Origin of the sequence: Flavobacterium panici (assembly GCF_024499525.1) — a bacterium.
GTDB classification, from domain to species: Bacteria; Bacteroidota; Bacteroidia; order Flavobacteriales; family Flavobacteriaceae; genus Flavobacterium; species Flavobacterium panici.
Genome location: NZ_CP100437.1, coordinates 1,973,478 through 1,994,967, shown reverse-complemented (window position 1 = coordinate 1,994,967; position 21,490 = coordinate 1,973,478). Strand labels below are relative to the sequence as shown.

Genomic DNA, 21,490 nt, shown 5'->3' with positions numbered 1-21,490 from the left:
CTGTATCGGACTATTGAAAAAAGTATTTTAATAAGCGTATTTACTGTGATATGTAAGAGTTTAAGTGATTAATAGTGTCTTTTTGAATTTCGATAATTGCCTTAACAACATCGCTAATTGAAATAATTCCCACTACTGTTCCATCTTCTAAAACAGGAAGATGTCTGATTCTTTTTGAACTCATGAGTTCCATGCAGTCTTCGATATTATTTGAAAGCAGTACCGAGAAAACATTGCTTTCCATAATTTCATGTACAAAAGTTTCTTTTGAAGATTTGTCTTTTAAAACAATTTTTCGAGCATAATCCCTTTCAGACAAAATCCCTTTTAAATCGTTTCCGTCAATAACAAGAATGGCGCCTATGTTTTTATCGCCCATTACTTTTAAGGCTTCAAAAACGGTTGTTGTTGAACGTACGGAATATACATTCCTTCCTTTTGCATTAAGTATTTGATGTACAGTCATATCTGAAAAATTTTAGATTTATAAAGTTAAAATAAAAACAAATACAATGCGCAACGAAATCGATTTTTTAAAAATACAAATTGCTCATTTTAAACAAAATACACAAAAATTAAAATTTTAAAAATTATACGTTAAAGAAAGAAAAGATTTACAAAGTTTTTTTAGAGAAAATTAGATTTTTTAACATTTACCGACCAGTTACTCCTAACGGAGTATTTTTTTAAAAATTAAATATTATAGTTTAAGATTTTTGTTTGGAATTAGATATTAGCAGAAACATCATCCCAAAATATTTCTCGTGGGAGATATATAATATAATATTAAATGTATAGTCCCTACGGGACAAAATGCATGTCGGATATTTTTTTTTTGCTACCGAGCAGTCACTCCTAACGGAGTGCTTCGTAGAAATTCAATATTAGAAAAATTCCATTAGGAATTAAATATCGGTAAAATCAAATGTTATAATTTGTATGGAATACTCCGTTAGGAGTATCTGGTTGGTAGAAAAAATGAAATCATTCATCCAATAATTTCCCGTAGGGAGATATAAACAATATTAAATGTATAGTCCCTCCGGGACAAAATGCATGACCGATATTATAATAGCTACCTATATATAATTTCTACGAAATATTAAAATGACAAAACCGAATATAAATTTTTAGAAATACTCCGTTAGGAGTAATTGGTTGGTAGAAAAAAAAAGAAATCCCCACCCAAACAATTTCCCGTAGGGAGATATGAAACAATATTAAATGTATAGTCCCTCCGGGACAAAATGCATGGCGATATTATAATAGCTACCGATATATAATTTCTACGAAATATTAAATGATAACAAAACCGAATTTAAATTTTTAGAAATACTCCGTTAGGAGTAATTGGTTGGTAGAAAAAAAAAGAAATTTCCACCCAAACAATTTCCCGTAGGGAGATAGGAAACAATATTAAATGTATAGTCTCTACGAGACAAATGCATATTGATATTTTTTAAATGGCTACCGATATATAATTTCTACAAAATATTAAATGATGACAAAACCCAATATAAATTTTTAGGAAATACTCCGTTAGGAGTAATTGGTTGGTAGAAAAAAAAGAAATTTTCACCCAAACAATTTCCCGTAGGGAGATATGAAACAATATTATATGAATAGTCCTTACAGGACAAAATGTATGTCGATAATTTTTTTGCTACCGATATATAATTTCTACGAAATATTAAATGATGATAAAACCAAATATAAATTTTTACGAAGTACTCCGTTAGGAGTTAGATATCGGTAGAAAAAGAAAATCACAATTGAAATAATATCCCGTAGGGATTATATAAAGAGTTTTAATTTGGAAGTCTAATTGATTTATTATGGATTTTCAGAAAATATTTTACCTATTAATACACTTGATTCTATTTTCAATGAATCAGCTAATGAAAAAAGTAAACTAATGGTAATATTTTGTTTGCCTTTTTCAATTCTTTGAATAGTTCTTACATCAACATTACATAATGTTGACAATTGTTCTTGTGTAATCTTTTCTTTTCCTCTGAGTTCTTTGATTAATAAACCTAATTTAATAATCTCTAACTCGTATTTATTTTTTTCCACAAATCAAATCTATTAAACTGTGAAAAAAATAACCGCGACATATATGTCGTGTTTAAAATATAATACTACATTTGCTAAAAACATACTATGGAAACAAATGAAATTAAAAATTTAGAGCAATTACAAAAATTAACCGCCAGATATTTCAGCACCTTAAAACCAGCTGACGATAAAACAGAAAATAATGTCGCTCAAATTAAATTTTCAAATTATTTTGAACTTGGTTGTGTTATAACCAATATGTTAAAAATGTGCATTTTGACATTAGACCAACAAGCAGATAAAATTTCGGAAACAAATAAAAATCCAGTTAATGTATCTCTAATTTTAGAAACCGTTTTAGAAATGTTTCCTTTAGATGAATTTGAGTTTTTAAGTGAAATTAGCGACATGTTTATTCCGAAAAATAATAACATCAATTCATAAATAAAAAGCCCTTTTCTGGATTTGAAAAGGGCTTTTTGTTATATTATAAAATTACATACTTGTAATTATAAATTCGCTTCGTCTGTTTTGCTGATGTTCTTTCTCGGTACATTTTACGCCATCGGCACATTTATTTACCAGCTGCGTTTCTCCGTATCCTTTTGCTGTTAAACGGCTTCCATCAATTCCTTTTTGTTCCAGCCAGTTTTTTGAAGATTGTGCTCTTTTATCTGATAAAATCTGATTGCTTTCTGATGATGAACGGCTGTCTGTATGCGAACGAATATCTATTTTTATGTTCGGATATTGTTTTAGTATATCAACAATTTTTTGCAGTTTAGGCTCTGATTCTTTTTTAATTGTTGCTTTACCTAAATCGAAAAAGTTCATTGGTATGTTTAAAAGTTTTACCAAATCGGTTCCTATTGTAATGTTAACTTTAACTGGTTTAATAGAGTTTCCTTTTATTACAACCGGCATTGCTTTTACAATTGGTTTTGGTTTTTGTTCTAAAGCTATTGGCAGCGTAGTTGAACCTGTTGCTTTTTTTAGTGTTAGAGAAACTTCTTTAAACAAATAATCTTCTTTTGATGTTTTGATGAAATATTTTTTTCCGCATCTTACATCGGCGAAAGCATAATTTCCGTTTGCATCTGATTTTGTTTCAACAGCAGTTTTACCTGATTCATCAAATAAAATCAAATTAACATTTGAAAGTGGTTCGTTTGTTTCCTGATCTGTAACGATTCCTGATAATTGCTGCTCGCAAATTAATCTACGGTTTTCTGTAAAACGGTAAATATCATCAAGTCCGTGACCGTTTACTCTGTTTGAAGAGAAAAAACCGTTTCTGTTTTTACTATTAATTATAAAAGCAAAATCGTCTTGTTTACTATTTACTGGTTCTCCAACATTTAGCACTTCATCAAAAGCACCTTCTTTTGTTATTCTTGAAACATAAATATCAAGTCCGCCCAGACCTGGTCTTCCGTCGCTGGCAAAATAAAGTTCGTTTTCATCTGAAATAAAAGGAAATGTTTCTCTGCCTTCTGTATTAATTTCCGGGCCTAAATTTTCTGGTGTTCCAAAAGATCCATCGGCAGCTATACTTACTTTAAATATATCCGAAAGTCCAAGTGTTCCCGGCATATCTGATGCAAAATATAATGTTTTTTCATCGGCGCTTAAGGCTGGATGCGCAACACTGTATTCATCACTGTTGAAAGGAAGTTCCTGAACTTCTTTCCATTCGTTATCGATTAAAACTGCTTTATATAGTTTTAAAAGCGTAATGTTCTTTTCGTTTTGTCTTCTTTTACCGTTTACAGAATTGTTTCTGGTAAAATACATGGTTCGTCCGTCTTTTGTAAAAACCGGAGTAGACTGGTTGAAATTTACTTTTAAATTCTTTTTGTGAAATAATACTGGTTTTTCTATACTTCCGTCAGCATTTAATTCAACTGTATACAGTGTAGAAATGGCTTTATTTGTCCATTTGAAATTCTTTTTGATGATCGCACCCGTATCTCTTGCAGATGTAAATACTAATTTATTGTCTAAAATTGTACTTCCGTAATCTGAATCTTTTGAATTAACTCCGGCATCAGCAATATCAAATCGGCCTGAATTTGCTTTGATATCTTCCAGGTAACTTTTGTTCTTTAAAAACAAAATGGCTCTTTTATCTGAAGGTGCTTTTTGGCTGAATTTTTCCAAAACTTCATCTGCTTTACGATAACTTCCAATTGATTTTAAGCATTGGGCATATTTGTACATATACTCAGCTTCCTGATTTTCATTTAAATTGAATAGTTCCTGATAGTAGTTTAGGGCTTCTTCTAATTCTCCTATGAAATAATAGGAATTACCAAGTCTTTGAAATATTCTTTCTTCTTTAACTCCTTTTTTTACTAAACTTTCGTACGCTTTTATAGCATCCGCGTAAGCGTAATTATCATATTTTTGATCTGCATTTTTTATACTGGCAGTTTGTGCATTTGCATTGATGAAAAGGCAAAAGAACAAAAAGGAATAAATTAAATTTTTCATCTTCATATTTAAATATTAAAAGAATCTTGGTGAGGTTAGTTTGCTGTAGTTATTGAAGAAATCAAAACGAAGGAAAATTTCATGTGATCCTGAATTGTATTTTTGTAAACGTGTTGTTTCATGATCATAACCGTATCCTACATACATTCCTCTTGTAACCTGAAAACCTGCCATTGCACTTACAGAAGCACTCCAACGGTAAGCAAGTCCTACAACAAATTTATCATTAAACATAAAATTTCCTGAAACGTCTACCTGCAAAGGTGCTCCTTCGACCATTTTTGTTAACAATGCCGGTTTGAATTTTATGTATTCTAAACGATCTAAATTGAAAACATAACCTGCCATGAAATAGTAGTTTATTTTTTCTTTGAAGATGGCAACATCGTTATCATCGTATCTGTTTGTTTCGATAAAATTTGGAACTGATAATCCTAAATAAGCACGATCTGAATGCCAGTAAATTCCGGCTCCAATATTTGGTGTAAACTTGTTTCTTAAATCCTGAAACATTTCATCATTTTGATCTTCGTAGCTTAATTTACTTTTGTCAAGATTAAAAAGATTTGCTGTGGCTTTTATACCAAATGAAAGCTGAAAGGATTCAGAAGTTGGAACGCTATAAGACAAATCTGCCGATAGTGTGTTTTCAGTCGTTGGTCCAATTTTATCATTTACCAGAGAAACCCCTAATCCTAATTTACTATTGTCCAAAGGTGTGTTTACTGAAAAAGTACTTGTTACCGGTGCTCCGTCAAGTCCAACCCATTGTGTACGATATAAACCGAAAGCACTTAATACGCCGCGCGAACCTGCATATGCCGGATTGATTTCGATTGTATTATACATATATTGTGTGAATTGAGAATCTTGCTGAGCAGAACACACAATTGTAAAAAACATGAAAATTAAGCCTAATTTTTTCATTTATAAGAGTTTTAAAAACGGCTTAGCTTGTACTAAGCCGTTTGTAATTTTTATTTATTGATATATAAATAACCTGATTTTTCGTGAGGGTTTGAACCGCTGTCTTTATATTTTAGAATATAGAAATAGGTTCCTACTGGCAATCCTTCTGATTGTTTCATAGTTGTACGCCCTTCTGAATATCCTTTAAATACTCTGTCTTCATTGTTGTATCCAGATTTTTCGAAAACCAAAACTCCCCAACGGTTGTAGATTTCTACTGTATTATCCGGATAACATTCTAATCCCTGAATGTAGAATCGTTCGTTTTTGCTGTCTCCATTTGGAGAGAATGCGTTAAGAACATTGATCTCACAACCGTTTAATGTTATTACTGTAGGTTTGTCTCCGTTTATTCCATCATTATCTGAAAGATCCTCAACTACTACTCCTTTTGCACTGCTTCCTTTAACACTTGCCTGATTTGTAACTTTTCCATTATTGATATCTGTTTGTGTTATTTTATAAACTGCTGTAAAGTTTGTATCGTTTGATTCGCCAACTGCTAAACTAATAGCTTGTCCTGAAACGATTACTCCCGGCAGCGGATCTGTAATTGTAATTCCTGTTAACGGCACATTTCCTGTGTTTGTTACTTCGAATTTGTATGTAATTGTTTCGCCTGCATTTGCAATGTCGTTATGATTATCATCATTGAAGACTGCTGTTTTAACAATTGCAATTCCCGGAACTTCTACAAAAACTGTCAATGTTGCTGAAGCACAATTTGTAGTCGTTGCTGCTTTTTCACAAATTTGATATGTAATATCATAAGATCCGCCTGGTGTATTTGGTTTTACATTTACGGTTCCGTCTGCATTAAATTCAAAGTTGTTGTTTCCAGATGTATTTGAAATAGTAACGTCTGCAGGATTAACTGCTAATCCGTCTAATAAATCATTATCTAATACATTTATGAACTCAAGAGAACCATTAATTCCATCAACCGATATTACTCCGTCATTGTTAGCTACAATTGGTTTTGTAGGTGTAACCGGTATAACTGTATTCAAGACTTCAATAGTTACAACTGCCTGACTGCAATTAGATGAACTTAAAGCATCGCATATTTGATACGTCAAGTGATAAGTTCCCGTTTGTGTTCCAGGTTTAATACCAACTGTGCCATCTGCATTTAAAGTTAAATTAGCATCTGGAGTAACTGTACTTAAAATTACGTTTGCTGGAATAACTGGTGCTCCGTTATGTGTATCATTATTAAATACATTTATACCAGAAGTTTCTCCTTTGCTAACATCAATTGGTCCTGCTGTATCATTATTTGCCTGGATAGCAAAAGTTGGTCTTGCATTACAATCTCCCGTAGCTGCTGGATAATTTACCGGCACACTAACTGTTGGGTTTAATGAGAATACCATTGTAACCCCTGGTCTTGTTTTCTCAAATCCATCAGCAGCTTCTGTCCATTGACCGTTTGTATTTACCCATCCCGGCCAGTCTGTTCCATTTCCGCTGCCATCAATAGTTGCACCCGGCCATAATATATCTCCGCTTAATGGTAAGTTAGTTTGAGTTGCAACTATATTGTTTGCACTATCGATCCATTGAATCGTTAATAAATTAGTTGGTGTAAAATTATCTGCCACGACATTGTATTTCACATAAGGAACGTTATTTGAACAATAACTGCTTGCTGTTACTGTCATTGTTGGTTCATCAACTGTTACTTTAATCGAAGCCGAACTACAATTTGTTGGGTTCAATTTTTCACAAATTTGATAAGTCAATTCATATGTTCCTCTTGGTGCATTTGCTCCCAATGTTACTGTTCCGTCAGGGTTCAATGTTAAGAATCCTGTTGGATCTGGAGTTACAACTGAAAGGTTCATATCATTTGCAACAACTGGTAATCCGTTGTTAGTATCATTATTAAATACATTAATAATGGTTTGAGGATGATTTACTCCAACTACTGATCCTACTACATCATCAATCGCTTGTAATAGCGCTCCACTAATTACCACAACTTTTGAGATTACTGTATCACAATTTGTCGGGTTGCTGATCTCACAGATGCTGTATATAACATCGTAAGTTCCTGCAGGTGTATTTGGTGCAACTGTTACTGTTCCGTCTGCATTTAATGTCAATCCTGTTGGAAGCATTCCTACTGCAGTAAGTGTTACCTGTCCTGCTGAAGTTCCAATCACAGCTGGGTTTCCGTTTAATGTATCGTTAGTTATTAATGATACTGTTGTACCTCCAAGGTTTCCGTTAATGGCTGCCGTAGTTTCTGTTACTGCATCAATTACCGGTGTTGGTGTCGGTGCCCCTACTGTTACACTTACTGTGTTTGAACTGCAGTTTGTTGGGTTTAGTTTCTCACAGATAGTGTAAGTCAACTGATAAGTACCTGCCGGAGCATTTGCACCTAATGTTAAACTTCCGTCCGGGTTTAGAACTAAATATCCAGTTGGGTCCGCAGTAGTCGTTGTCAGATTTACATCTGATGGAACTAATGCTGTTCCGTTTTTAGTATCGTTATCAAATACATTTAATGGTAATGTTTGAGCTGCGTTTGTTGATGTAACTGATCCGATAGTATCAGGATTTGCAGTTAATACTCCGCCTGTTACCACAATTTTTGAGATTACTGTATCACAATTTGTCGGGTTGCTGATCTCACAGATGCTGTATGTAACATCGTAAGTTCCTGCCGGTGTATTTGGTGCAACTGTTACTGTTCCGTCTGCATTTAATGTTAATCCTGCTGGAAGCGTTCCTACTGCAGTCAATGTTACCTGACCTGCTGAAGTTCCAATCACAGCCGGGTTTCCGTTTAATGTATCGTTAGTTATTAATGATACTGTTGTGCCTCCAAGGTTTCCGTTAATCGCTGCTGTAGTTTCTGTTACGGCGTCAATTACCGGCGTTGGTGTCGGTGCCCCTACTGTTACACTTACAGTGTTTGAACTGCAGTTTGTTGGGTTTAGTTTCTCACAGATGGTGTAAGTTAACTGATAAGTACCTGCCGGAGCATTTGCACCTAATGTTAAACTTCCGTCTGGGTTTAGAACTAAATATCCTGTCGGGTCTGCAGTAGTCGTAGTCAGATTTACATCTGATGGAACCAGTGCTGTTCCGTTTTTAGTATCGTTACTAAATACATTTAATGGTAATGTCTGAGGTGCATTTGTTGATGTAACTGATCCAATAGTATCAGGGTTTGCAACTAATACTCCGCCTGTCACCACAACTTTTGAGATTACGGTATCACAGTTTGTCGGGTTAGTAACCTCACAGATGCTGTACTCAACATCATAAGTTCCTGATGCAGTATTCGCAGCAACAGTTACTGTTCCGTCTGCGTTTAAGGTTAATCCTGCTGGAAGCGTTCCTACTGCAGTCAATGTTACCTGTCCTGCTGAACTGCCTATCACAGCCGGGTTTCCGTTTAATGTATCGTTAGTTATTAATGATACTGTTGTGCCTCCAAGGTTTCCGTTAATCGCTGCTGTAGTTTCTGTTACGGCATCAATTACTGGTGTTGGTGCTGGTCCTCCTACTGTTACACTTACGGTGTTTGAACTGCAGTTTGTTGGGTTTAGTTTCTCACAGATGGTGTAAGTTAACTGATAAGTACCTGCCGGAGCATTTGCACCTAATGTTAAACTTCCGTCTGGGTTTAGAACTAAATATCCTGTTGGGTCCGCAGTAGTGGTTGTCAGATTTACATCTGATGGAACTAATGCTGTTCCGTTTTTAGTATCGTTATCAAATACATTTAATGGTAATGTCTGAGGTGCGTTTGTTGATGTAACTGATCCGATAGTATCAGGATTTGCAGTTAATACTCCGCCTGTTACCACAATTTTTGAGATTACTGTATCACAGTTTGTCGGGTTAGTAACCTCACAGATGCTGTACTCAACATCATAAGTTCCTGATGCAGTATTCGCAGCAACAGTTACTGTTCCGTCTGCGTTTAAGGTTAATCCTGCTGGAAGCGTTCCTACTGCAGTCAATGTTACCTGTCCTGCTGAACTGCCTATCACAGCCGGGTTTCCGTTTAATGTATCGTTAGTTATTAATGATACTGTTGTGCCTCCAAGGTTTCCGTTAATCGCTGCTGTAGTTTCTGTTACGGCGTCAATTACCGGCGTTGGTGTCGGTGCCCCTACTGTTACACTTACAGTGTTTGAACTGCAGTTTGTTGGGTTTAGTTTCTCACAGATGGTGTAAGTTAACTGATAAGTACCTGCCGGAGCATTTGCACCTAATGTTAAACTTCCGTCCGGGTTTAGAACTAAATATCCTGTTGGGTCCGCAGTAGTGGTTGTCAGATTTACATCTGATGGAACTAATGCTGTTCCGTTTTTAGTATCGTTATCAAATACATTTAATGGTAATGTCTGAGGTGCATTTGTTGATGTAATTGATCCGATAACATCGGTATTAGCAACTAATACTCCTGCTGTCACCACAACTTTTGAAATCACTGTATCACAGTTTGTCGGGTTAGTAACCTCACAGATGCTGTACTCAACATCATAAGTTCCTGCTGCAGTATTCGCTGCAACTGTTACTGTTCCGTCTGCATTTAATGTTAATCCTGCCGGAACACTGATCGCTGTTAATGTTACTTGTCCAGCTGATGTTCCGATTGTAACAGGGTTTCCATTTAAAGTATCATTTGCTGTTAAGGCTGCTGTTATACCGCCTGTGTTTCCGTTGATAGATGCTGTAGTTTCTGTTACTGCATCAATTACCGGCGTTGGTGTCGGTGCCCCTACTGTTACACTTACTGTGTTTGAACTGCAGTTTGTTGGGTTTAGTTTCTCACAGATCGTGTAAGTTAACTGATAAGTGCCTGCCGGAGCATTTGCACCTAATGTTAAACTTCCGTCCGGGTTTAGAACTAAATATCCTGTTGGGTCTGCAGTAGTTGTTGTCAGATTTACATCTGATGGAACTAATGCTGTTCCGTTTTTAGTATCGTTATCAAATACATTTAATGGTAATGTTTGAGATGCATTTGTTGATGTAATTGATCCGATAACATCGGTATTAGCAACTAATACTCCTCCAGTCACCACAACTTTTGAAATCACGGTATCACAGTTTGTCGGGTTAGTAACCTCACAGATGCTGTATGTTACATCATAAGTTCCTGCTGCAGTATTCGCTGCAACTGTTACTGTTCCGTTCGCATTTAGTGTTAATCCTGCCGGAACACTGATCGCTGTCAATGTTACTTGTCCAGCTGATGTTCCGATTAATACAGGATTTCCGTTTAACGTATCGTTTGCTGTTAAAGCTGCTGTTGTACCGCCTGTGTTTCCGTTTACTGATGTCGTTGTTTCTGTAACTGCATCGATTACTGCTGTTCCAACCACAATTTTTGAAATCACGGTATCACAGTTTGTCGGGTTAGTAACCTCACAGATGCTGTACTCAACATCATAAGTTCCTGCTGCAGTATTCGCTGCAACTGTTACTGTTCCGTTCGCATTTAATGTCAATCCTGCCGGAACACTGATCGCTGTCAATGTTACTTGTCCAGCTGATGTTCCGATTAATACAGGGTTTCCGTTTAACGTATCGTTTGCTGTTAAAGCTGCTGTTGTACCGCCTGTGTTTCCGTTTACTGATGTCGTTGTTTCTGTAACTGCATCGATTACTGCTGTTCCAACCACAACTTTTGAAATCACGGTATCACAGTTTGTCGGGTTAGTAACCTCACAGATGCTGTACTCAACATCATAAGTTCCTGCTGCAGTATTCGCTGCAACTGTTACTGTTCCGTTCGCATTTAATGTCAATCCTGCCGGAACACTGATCGCTGTCAATGTTACTTGTCCAGCTGATGTTCCGATTAATACAGGGTTTCCGTTTAACGTATCGTTAGCTGTTAAGGCTGCTGTTGTGCCGCCTGTATTTCCGTTTACTGATGTCGTTGTTTCTGTAACTGCATCGATTACTGCTGTTCCAACCACAACTTTTGAAATCACGGTATCACAGTTTGTCGGGTTAGTAACCTCACAGATGCTGTATGTTACATCATAAGTTCCTGCTGCAGTATTCGCTGCAACTGTTACTGTTCCGTTCGCATTTAGTGTCAATCCTGCCGGAACACTGATCGCTGTCAATGTTACTTGTCCAGCTGATGTTCCGATTAATACAGGGTTTCCGTTTAACGTATCGTTTGCTGTTAAGGCTGCTGTTGTACCGCCTGTGTTTCCGTTTACTGATATCGTTGTTTCTGTAACTGCATCGATTACTGCTGTTCCAACCACAACTTTTGAAATCACGGTATCACAGTTTGTCGGGTTAGTAACCTCACAGATGCTGTACTCAACATCATAAGTTCCTGCTGCAGTATTCGCTGCAACTGTTACTGTTCCGTTCGCATTTAATGTCAATCCTGCCGGAACACTGATCGCTGTCAATGTTACTTGTCCAGCTGATGTTCCGATTACTACAGGGTTACCGTTAAGTGTATCGTTAGCTGTTAAGGCTGCTGTTGTGCCGCCTGTATTTCCGTTTACTGATGTCGTTGTTTCTGTAACTGCATCGATTACTGCTGTTCCAACCACAACTTTTGAAATCACGGTATCACAGTTTGTCGGGTTAGTAACCTCACAGATGCTGTACTCAACATCATAAGTTCCTGCTGCTGTATTTGCTGCAACTGTTACTGTTCCGTTCGCATTTAGTGTCAATCCTGCCGGAACACTGATCGCTGTCAATGTTACTTGTCCAGCTGATGTTCCAATTACTACAGGGTTACCGTTTAGCGTATCATTTGCTGTTAAGGCTGCTGTTATACCGCCTGTATTTCCGTTGATAGATGCTGTAGTTTCTGTTACCGCATCGATTACTGCTGTTCCAACCACAACTTTTGAAATCACGGTATCACAGTTTGTCGGGTTAGTAACCTCACAGATGCTGTACTCAACATCATAAGTTCCTGCTGCTGTATTTGCTGCAACTGTTACTGTTCCGTTCGCATTTAGTGTCAATCCTGCCGGAACACTGATCGCTGTCAATGTTACTTGTCCAGCTGATGTTCCAATTACTACAGGGTTACCGTTTAGCGTATCATTTGCTGTTAAGGCTGCTGTTATACCGCCTGTATTTCCGTTGATAGATGCTGTAGTTTCTGTTACCGCATCGATTACTGCTGTTCCAACCACAACTTTTGAAATCACGGTATCACAGTTTGTCGGGTTAGTAACCTCACAGATGCTGTACTCAACATCATAAGTTCCTGCTGCTGTATTTGCTGCAACTGTTACTGTTCCGTTCGCATTTAGTGTCAATCCTGCCGGAACACTGATCGCTGTCAATGTTACTTGTCCAGCTGATGTTCCAATTACTACAGGGTTACCGTTTAGCGTATCATTTGCTGTTAAGGCTGCTGTTATACCGCCTGTATTTCCGTTGATAGATGCTGTAGTTTCTGTTACCGCATCGATTACTGCTGTTCCAACCACAACTTTTGAAATCACGGTATCACAGTTTGTCGGGTTAGTAACCTCACAGATGCTGTACTCAACATCATAAGTTCCTGCTGCTGTATTTGCTGCAACTGTTACTGTTCCGTTCGCATTTAGTGTCAATCCTGCCGGAACACTGATCGCTGTCAATGTTACTTGTCCAGCTGATGTTCCGATTACTACAGGGTTTCCGTTTAACGTATCATTTGCTGTTAAGGCTGCTGTTATACCGCCTGTATTTCCGTTGATAGATGCTGTAGTTTCTGTTACCGCATCGATTACTGCTGTTCCAACCAAAACTTTTGAAATCACGGTATCACAGTTTGTCGGGTTAGTAACCTCACAGATGCTGTACTCAACATCATAAGTTCCTGCTGCAGTATTCGCTGCAACTGTTACTGTTCCGTTCGCATTTAATGTCAATCCTGCCGGAACACTGATCGCTGTCAATGTTACTTGTCCAGCTGATGTTCCGATTACTACAGGGTTACCGTTAAGTGTATCGTTAGCTGTTAAGGCTGCTGTTGTGCCGCCTGTATTTCCGTTTACTGATGTCGTTGTTTCTGTAACTGCATCGATTACTGCTGTTCCAACCACAACTTTTGAAATCACGGTATCACAGTTTGTCGGGTTAGTAACCTCACAGATGCTGTACTCAACATCATAAGTTCCTGCTGCAGTATTCGCTGCAACTGTTACTGTTCCGTTCGCATTTAATGTCAATCCTGCCGGAACACTGATCGCTGTCAATGTTACTTGTCCAGCTGATGTTCCAATTACTACAGGGTTACCGTTTAACGTATCATTTGCTGTTAAGGCTGCTGTTATACCGCCTGTATTTCCGTTGATAGATGCTGTAGTTTCTGTTACCGCATCGATTACTGCTGTTCCAACCACAACTTTTGAAATCACGGTATCACAGTTTGTCGGGTTAGTAACCTCACAGATGCTGTATGTTACATCATAAGTTCCTGCTGCAGTATTCGCTGCAACTGTTACTGTTCCGTTCGCATTTAGTGTCAATCCTGCCGGAACACTGATCGCTGTCAATGTTACTTGTCCAGCTGATGTTCCAATTACTACAGGGTTACCGTTTAGCGTATCATTTGCTGTTAAGGCTGCTGTTATACCGCCTGTATTTCCGTTGATAGATGCTGTAGTTTCTGTTACCGCATCGATTACTGCTGTTCCAACCACAACTTTTGAAATCACGGTATCACAGTTTGTCGGGTTAGTAACCTCACAGATGCTGTACTCAACATCATAAGTTCCTGCTGCTGTATTTGCTGCAACTGTTACTGTTCCGTTCGCATTTAGTGTCAATCCTGCCGGAACACTGATCGCTGTCAATGTTACTTGTCCAGCTGATGTTCCAATTACTACAGGGTTACCGTTTAGCGTATCATTTGCTGTTAAGGCTGCTGTTATACCGCCTGTATTTCCGTTGATAGATGCTGTAGTTTCTGTTACCGCATCGATTACTGCTGTTCCAACCACAACTTTTGAAATCACGGTATCACAGTTTGTCGGGTTAGTAACCTCACAGATGCTGTACTCAACATCATAAGTTCCTGCTGCTGTATTTGCTGCAACTGTTACTGTTCCGTCTGCATTTAATGTTAATCCTGCCGGAACACTGATCGCTGTTAATGTTACTTGTCCAGCTGATGTTCCGATTGTAACAGGGTTTCCATTTAAAGTATCATTTGCTGTTAAGGCTGCTGTTATACCGCCTGTGTTTCCGTTGATAGATGCCGTGGTTTCTGTTACCGCATCGATTACCGCTGCCCCAACCACAACTTTTGAGATTACAGTATCACAGTTGCCTGGGTTGCTCACCTCACAGATTGTGTATGTAACATCATAAGTATTTGCTGGTGTGTTTGGCGCAACTGTTACTGTTCCGTCTGCGTTTAAGGTTAATCCTGTCGGAAGCGTTCCTACTGCAGTCAGGGTTACCTGTCCTGCTGAACTGCCGATTACAACAGGGTTTCCGTTTAAAGTATCATTTGCTGTTAAGGCTGCTGTTATACCGCCTGTGTTTCCGTTGATAGATGCCGTGGTTTCTGTTACCGCATCGATTACTGGTGCAGTTATTATTATAGTAACAATAGCTGAATCACAAACACTAGAATTAGTTGCTTCACAAATAGTATAAGTTATGTTATGTGTTCCTGCTGTTGTATTTGGAGCTATATTTATTGTTCCATTAGAATTAAAAGTAATTCCTGTTGGAAGAGTGCCTGTTGTTAAAACAACATCTGCTGGAATAAAAGATACTCCATTTATTTTATCATTAGAAAAAATAGTTAAGATTGATCCTCCAACTAAACCATTAACCGATGAAGGAGCATCGTCTTCAGCGCATATATAATCTGAAATTACCGCAGCTGATGAAGCAGCCGAAGTACATCCGTTTGCTGTAGCCGTTACCGTATAACTTCCCGCAGGAGCTGTAATTGTGTTTCCTGACTGGGTAACTCCTGTTGAAGGGCTTACCGCATAAGTATTAGAAGCACTGTAGTTTGATATGGTAAAACTTCCTGTAGCTATTGAACATGTAGGCTGGGTTACAGCACTTAATGTTGGAACTGCTGGAGTTGCAGGCTGTGCATTGATAACCGCAGCTGATGAAGCAGCCGAAGTACATCCGTTTGCTGAAGCTGTAACTGTATAGCTTCCTGCCGGAGCAGTGATCGTGTTTCCTGACTGGGTAACTCCTGTTGATGGGCTTACCGCATAAGTATTAGAAGCACTGTAGTTTGATATTGTAAAACTTCCTGTAGCTGTTGAACATGTAGGCTGTGTTACGGCGCTTAATGTCGGAACTGCAGGTGTTGCCGGCTGAGCGTTGATAACCGCAGCTGATGAAGCAGCTGAAGTACATCCGTTAGCTGTAGCCGTTACTGTATAGCTTCCTGCCGGAGCAGTGATCGTGTTTCCTGACTGGGTAACACCTGTTGAAGGGCTTACTGCATAAGTGTTAGAAGCACTGTAGTTTGATATGGTAAAACTTCCTGTAGCTGTCGAACATGTAGGCTGGGTTACAGCGCTTAATGTCGGAACTGCAGGAGTTGCCGGCTGAGCGTTGATAACCGCAGCTGATGAAGCAGCCGAAGTACATCCGTTAGCCGTAGCCGTTACTGTATAGCTTCCTGCCGGAGCAGTGATCGTGTTTCCTGACTGGGTAACACCTGTTGAAGGGCTTACCGCATAAGTATTAGAAGCACTGTAGTTTGATATGGTAAAACTTCCTGTAGCTGTCGAACATGTAGGCTGGGTTACAGCGCTTAATGTCGGAACTGCAGGAGTTGCCGGCTGAGCGTTGATAACCGCAGCTGATGAAGCAGCCGAAGTACATCCGTTTGCTGAAGCTGTAACTGTATAGCTTCCTGCCGGAGCAGTGATCGTGTTTCCTGACTGGGTAACACCTGTTGAAGGGCTTACCGCATAAGTATTAGAAGCACTGTAGTTTGATATGGTAAAACTTCCTGTAGCTGTCGAACATGTAGGCTGGGTTACAGCGCTTAATGTCGGAACTGCAGGAGTTGCCGGCTGAGCGTTGATAACCGCAGCTGATGAAGCAGCCGAAGTACATCCGTTTGCTGAAGCTGTAACTGTATAGCTTCCTGCCGGAGCAGTGATCGTGTTTCCTGACTGGGTAACGCCTGTTGAAGGACTTACCGCATAAGTGTTAGAAGCACTGTAGTTTGATATTGTAAAACTTCCTGTAGCTGATGAACATGTAGGCTGGGTAACAGCGCTTAATGTCGGAACTGCAGGTGTAGCAGGCTGTGCGTTGATAACCGCAGCTGATGAAGCAGCCGAAGTACATCCGTTAGCCGTTGCTGTTATCGTATAACTTCCTGCCGGAGCAGTGATCGTGTTTCCTGAACGGGTAACACCTGTTGAAGGACTTACTGCATAAGTGTTAGAAGCACTGTAGTTTGATATTGTAAAACTTCCTGTAGCTGTTGAACATGTAGGCTGTGTTACAGCGCTTAATGTCGGAACTGCAGGAGTTGCAGGCTGTGCGTTGATAACCGCAGCTGATGAAGCAGCTGAAGTACATCCGTTAGCCGTAGCCGTTACTGTATAGCTTCCTGCCGGAGCAGTAATCGTGTTTCCTGACTGGGTAACTCCCGTTGATGGGCTGATTGTATAAGTGTTAGAAGCACTGTAGTTTGATATGGTAAAACTTCCTGTTGCTGTTGAACATGTCGGCTGTGTTACAGCGCTTAATGTCGGAACTGCTGGTATAGCATTTACTGTTACTGTCGTAGCAGTTGAAGCTGGACTTTGACATCCTGAAGCATTCGCAATTCTTACACTATAAGTTCCCGAAGCAGATACAGTAATAGACTGTGTTGTTGCTCCTGTTGACCATAAATAACTGTTTCCTCCGCTAGAAGTTAAAGTAACACTTCCACCAGAACAAAAAGTTGTTGGACCACCTGCTGTAATAGTTGGTGCCGATGGTGTTGGATTTACTGTTACTGACACTAGCGTTCTAGCACTTTCACATCCAGTTAAAGTCTGGCTTACATAATAATTTGCTGATGTTAATGTTTCTGTTCCTGTATATAATGTTCCACCTGTTGAAGCACTGTACCATTTTAAATTCGTTCCTGTTGCAACTAAATCGCTTACTTTTTTAGCATCAGCTACGCAGAAAGTTTGCGAAGAGGCTGTTGGTGCAGCTGTATTATTTACTGTAACTGCCACTAAAGTTCTTGTACTCTCACAACTGTTTAGAGTCTGGCTTACATAATAATTTCCTGATGTTAATGTTTCTGTACCTGTGTATAAAGTTCCACCTGTTGAAGCACTGTACCATTTTAAGCTAGTTCCAGTCGCTGCCAGATCGCTTACTTTTTTAGCATCAATTGCACAAAATGTTTGTGAAGATGCTGTAGGTGCAGCTGTATTATTTACTGTAACTGCCACTAACCTTCTTGCACTCTCTCCACAACTATTAGTAGTCTGACTTACATAGTAATTTCCTGTTGTTAATGTTTCAGTTCCATTATAAAGTGTACCTCCGCTATTTGCGCTATACCATTTTAAATTTGTTCCTGTTGCCACTAAATCACTAACTTTTTTAGCATCAGTTGCACAAAATGTTTGTGAAGATGCTGTTGGTGCAGATGGTGGAGTATCTATCGTTACCGCTACTAACGTTCTTGCACTTTCTCCACAACTATTAACAGTTTGGCTTACATAGTAATTTCCTGTTGTTAATGTTTCTGTTCCATTATAAAGTGTACCTCCGCTACTTGCACTATACCATTTTAAATTGGTTCCAGTGGCTACTAAATTACTTACCTTTCTATTATCAGAAGCGCAAAAAGTCTGAGGGGAAGCAACCGGAGCCGAAGAGATCGTATTAATAGTTACAGCTACCTGAGTTCTTGAACTTTCGCATCCACTCACAGTTTGGCTTGCAAAATAATCTCCTGTTGCTAATGTCTGAGTTGTCGGAAGAGCTGTTCCGCCAGTGCTCGCACTATACCATTTCAAATTGGTACCTGTAGCCACTAAATCACTAACCTTTTTATTCTCAGAAGAGCAAAATGTCTGCGAAGAAGCTGTTGGTGCTGCAGGTACAAAAGTTACTACTGTTGCCGCAGAAATGTCACCAGGACAGCCTGCTGCATTTATTCTTCTAACAGTATAACTTCCATTTGTAGTAACTGTAATGCTTTTCGTTGTTTCTCCCGTTGACCATAAATAAGTACCTGAACCACCAGATGATGTTAATACAATACTTCCTGTTGCACATGTAGTAGAACTACTTGCTGTAATTGTAGCTGTATTTGCTTTCGCGTTAATTGTTACCACTACCGGCTTTATAAACTGACATCCATCAGCAGAAACTGCTTTTATGTAGTAAGTTCCTGAAGCAGTAACAGCACTTGGTGTTGTGTAAGCAGTAGATGCAGCTGAATCTGTCCAATATGAAAGTGTCATATTTGGAGTACTTCCTGCTGTAACTGCCGGAGCTGTTAAATCAACCGTAGCAGGTGCGCAAATTGCAGCAGGATTGGTAATAATAAGATTAGATGTCTTTGGAGTTACTGCAGCACTAGCTGAATTGTTTGCTGTATTAGTATCTATTGATGCTGGTAATGAAGCAGTATTTGTATAATTACCTGTTGTATTTATTGTTGCAGTAATTTTTAAGGTCACAGATGTTTGAGCGTCTACATCACCAATACTCCAACTACCGCTTGCCGAATCATAAACACCTACTGATGGCGTTGAACTTACATAAGTATAGCCTGAAGGAAGCAAATCATTTACCGAAACCCCTGAAACATTATTTCCTCCTAAATTGCTTACTTTAACAGTAAATTCAACAGTAGATCCTAAACATGGTGTTGCATTATCAACTGTTTTTGTAATTCCTAAATCAGTACATAAAGTAACACTAACAGGTTTTGACTGTGTTTGAGCTCCACAAGTTAAAGTTGAAGCTACAGAATATGCTCCTGTTTTTGTTGCTGTATAAGTTGAAGAATTAGCACCTGCTATTGCCGTACCATTATAATACCATTGGTAAGGTGCAAAACCAGCTGGCGTTGTCAATTCTGCTTTATTATTAGTACATCCTCCACCAGAAATATAAGTCATGGTTGGATCTTCTGGCTGAACCGCAAAATTAGAGAAAAACCCTGCCATAGAGAATCCTCCTCCTTGCTGTACAATTGAAACCGTTAATTTGGCCGCACTTGAAATAGAAAGAACATTTGGACTTCCTATTTGAGTATCTTCAAAATTAATCAAATACCAGCCTGTAGTTCCTAATTGATGACGGGCTGTAATACCACTTATAGTCTCAATATTAGTTCCATTTACAGTTACTACATCTGTAGCACTTCTTAACAGTATATATCCAAAATAAGGTAATGAACCAGTACCATAATTTCTAAACTTTGCTGTTTCTATAAAATTAGATCCCCCGCATTCTGATACTGGGGCAATTGTCGAAATATCAACTTCACAAGATTGTGCTGTACCTGAATACACAACAATTTTCTTATCTGCAAAAACACGCGATGCCGAAAAACTTGTATTCGACACACCATTCTGAAAAGTATAAAAACTCCCCGCTGTTGCCAAAGTAACGTTAGTTGTACCAACTAATGCTCCTGTTGTTGAATAGGTATCTATTGTTAAAGCTGTATTGTCTTTTGTAGCAACTACAGTAGTTTGTTCTGCAGTATCATTTCCTTTTCCTCTTTCAATAAAGTACTCCGTTCCTAAAACTGATTCAGGCGGAACCTGATTAAAAGCCCCATCTCCACAGCCACCCGGCATATCTATCGCCGCTGAAGTATTCATCACAGCAGGACTTGAAGACTCAACCAATGTTCCTATAGCTGCTTTAAACAAATAACTTTGCCCTGCATTTAATGTAGCTGCAACAGCATTATTAATTTTTACAGTTGTATTATTAGCAGTTGCCATAATACTATAAATTGGACGTTGATCTCCTAAACCGCTAAAATTTCCTAATGTACCATCTCTATAATATCCTACTCTAAAACGTACCCCTACACCAGCATCACCAAAACTGGTCAATGCCGCATTTCCCTTTAGGTTTGCATCAACGTTTTCCCCATTAACATAGTCATCAGAAGCAACATTTCGCATGTTTACAGACGTTGGTCCATCACTTGTTATGATCAATCCCGCCCCTGAAATTACCGTATTTAGAGGATTCATTGGAAGATCTTTCGAATAAAGCTTAAATCTGTAGACCGCTGGAGCTCCTTTTACCGCGGTTAAAGTTGTTTCTAAAGTACCATCACTCTTACTTAGCGTAATATTTACAGTAGTAGTAGAATTTGTTGCAATAACAATTTCATTTGCTTTACTAAAATATTGCCAAGGTGCCGGCGCGATATAATGTTTCGTGTAAAATTGAGCAGAAACACTATAGCTAAGTAGTAAAAAGAATAAAACAAGAAAATTTGGTTTGGAAAACTTAAACCAGTTAAAAGTAAAGTTACGCATAGACAAACTCAGTATTAATTTGTGTAATAGATAGTATAGAAACTGAATACCAAAAATTGATTTTCAGATTATTTAGCAGATACGATAAATTGAAAGGATTGGTTTTTTGATTTTTGAAAAAAGATTTTTCAAAATCATAAAAATAATTGGAAAGCGTTTGGACCATAATTGTTTCAGGTTCAAGACACATAGTCGTCTTTGGATTAAATTAGTAGATTTGGTGCTGCGAAAGTATATAAACACCTCAATACTAGCTACATTACTCGACAAACTACCCAGAAAAACGTTGAAATACACATTTCATCGAGATAAATTAACTTTAACAAGTCAATAAACATAGTAATTTAACAATGAAACAACAGAAATTTCTTAATTTTTTAATGAAAAATTAATATTTTGTAATTTAAACGAAAAATACGCAACATTATCCTACAAAGGCAAAAAAATTAAATCGATTACAAAAAGATCAAAAATCTAATTATCAACTAGTTACA

Annotated in this window: 6 protein-coding genes; 1 reads left to right on the top strand and 5 read right to left on the bottom strand. The window is 38.3% G+C overall.

All coding sequences use genetic code 11. The features are described from left to right. Nucleotides 1-40: 40 nt before the first annotated feature. Together NLJ00_RS08730 and NLJ00_RS08725 are read right to left on the bottom strand one after the other, a co-directional pair. A complete protein-coding gene (locus NLJ00_RS08730; protein WP_053471668.1) occupies nucleotides 41-466 on the bottom strand; it encodes a CBS domain-containing protein in 426 nt (141 codons plus the stop codon). Between the two features lie 1,367 nt (nucleotides 467-1,833). Further along, nucleotides 1,834-2,076: a helix-turn-helix domain-containing protein gene (locus NLJ00_RS08725; protein ID WP_053471670.1), complete on the bottom strand. Its 243-nt coding sequence runs from the start codon at nucleotides 2,074-2,076 to the stop codon at nucleotides 1,834-1,836. 87 nt (nucleotides 2,077-2,163) lie between these two features. Between NLJ00_RS08725 and NLJ00_RS08720 the strand changes: the two genes are divergently transcribed. Continuing rightward, nucleotides 2,164-2,502, top strand: coding sequence for a hypothetical protein (locus NLJ00_RS08720; protein WP_256636916.1), 339 nt, complete (start codon nucleotides 2,164-2,166; stop codon nucleotides 2,500-2,502). A 51-nt stretch (nucleotides 2,503-2,553) separates the two neighbouring features. Here NLJ00_RS08720 and NLJ00_RS08715 read toward each other — a convergent pair whose 3' ends face one another. From NLJ00_RS08715 to NLJ00_RS08705, 3 genes are read right to left on the bottom strand one after another with little or no spacing between them, the layout of a single operon-like run. Then, the gene (locus NLJ00_RS08715; protein ID WP_256636915.1) at nucleotides 2,554-4,557 is read right to left on the bottom strand and encodes an OmpA family protein; all 2,004 of its coding nucleotides are present in this window, start codon (nucleotides 4,555-4,557) and stop codon (nucleotides 2,554-2,556) included. Between the two features lie 9 nt (nucleotides 4,558-4,566). Next, entirely contained in the window at nucleotides 4,567-5,478 is a 912-nt protein-coding gene (locus NLJ00_RS08710; protein ID WP_256636914.1) for a PorP/SprF family type IX secretion system membrane protein, read from the bottom strand. Nucleotides 5,479-5,528: 50 nt separating this feature from the next. Next, complete coding sequence (locus NLJ00_RS08705) at nucleotides 5,529-20,996, bottom strand: Ig-like domain-containing protein (RefSeq protein WP_256636913.1); 15,468 nt, start codon at nucleotides 20,994-20,996, stop codon at nucleotides 5,529-5,531. Nucleotides 20,997-21,490: the final 494 nt, after the last annotated feature.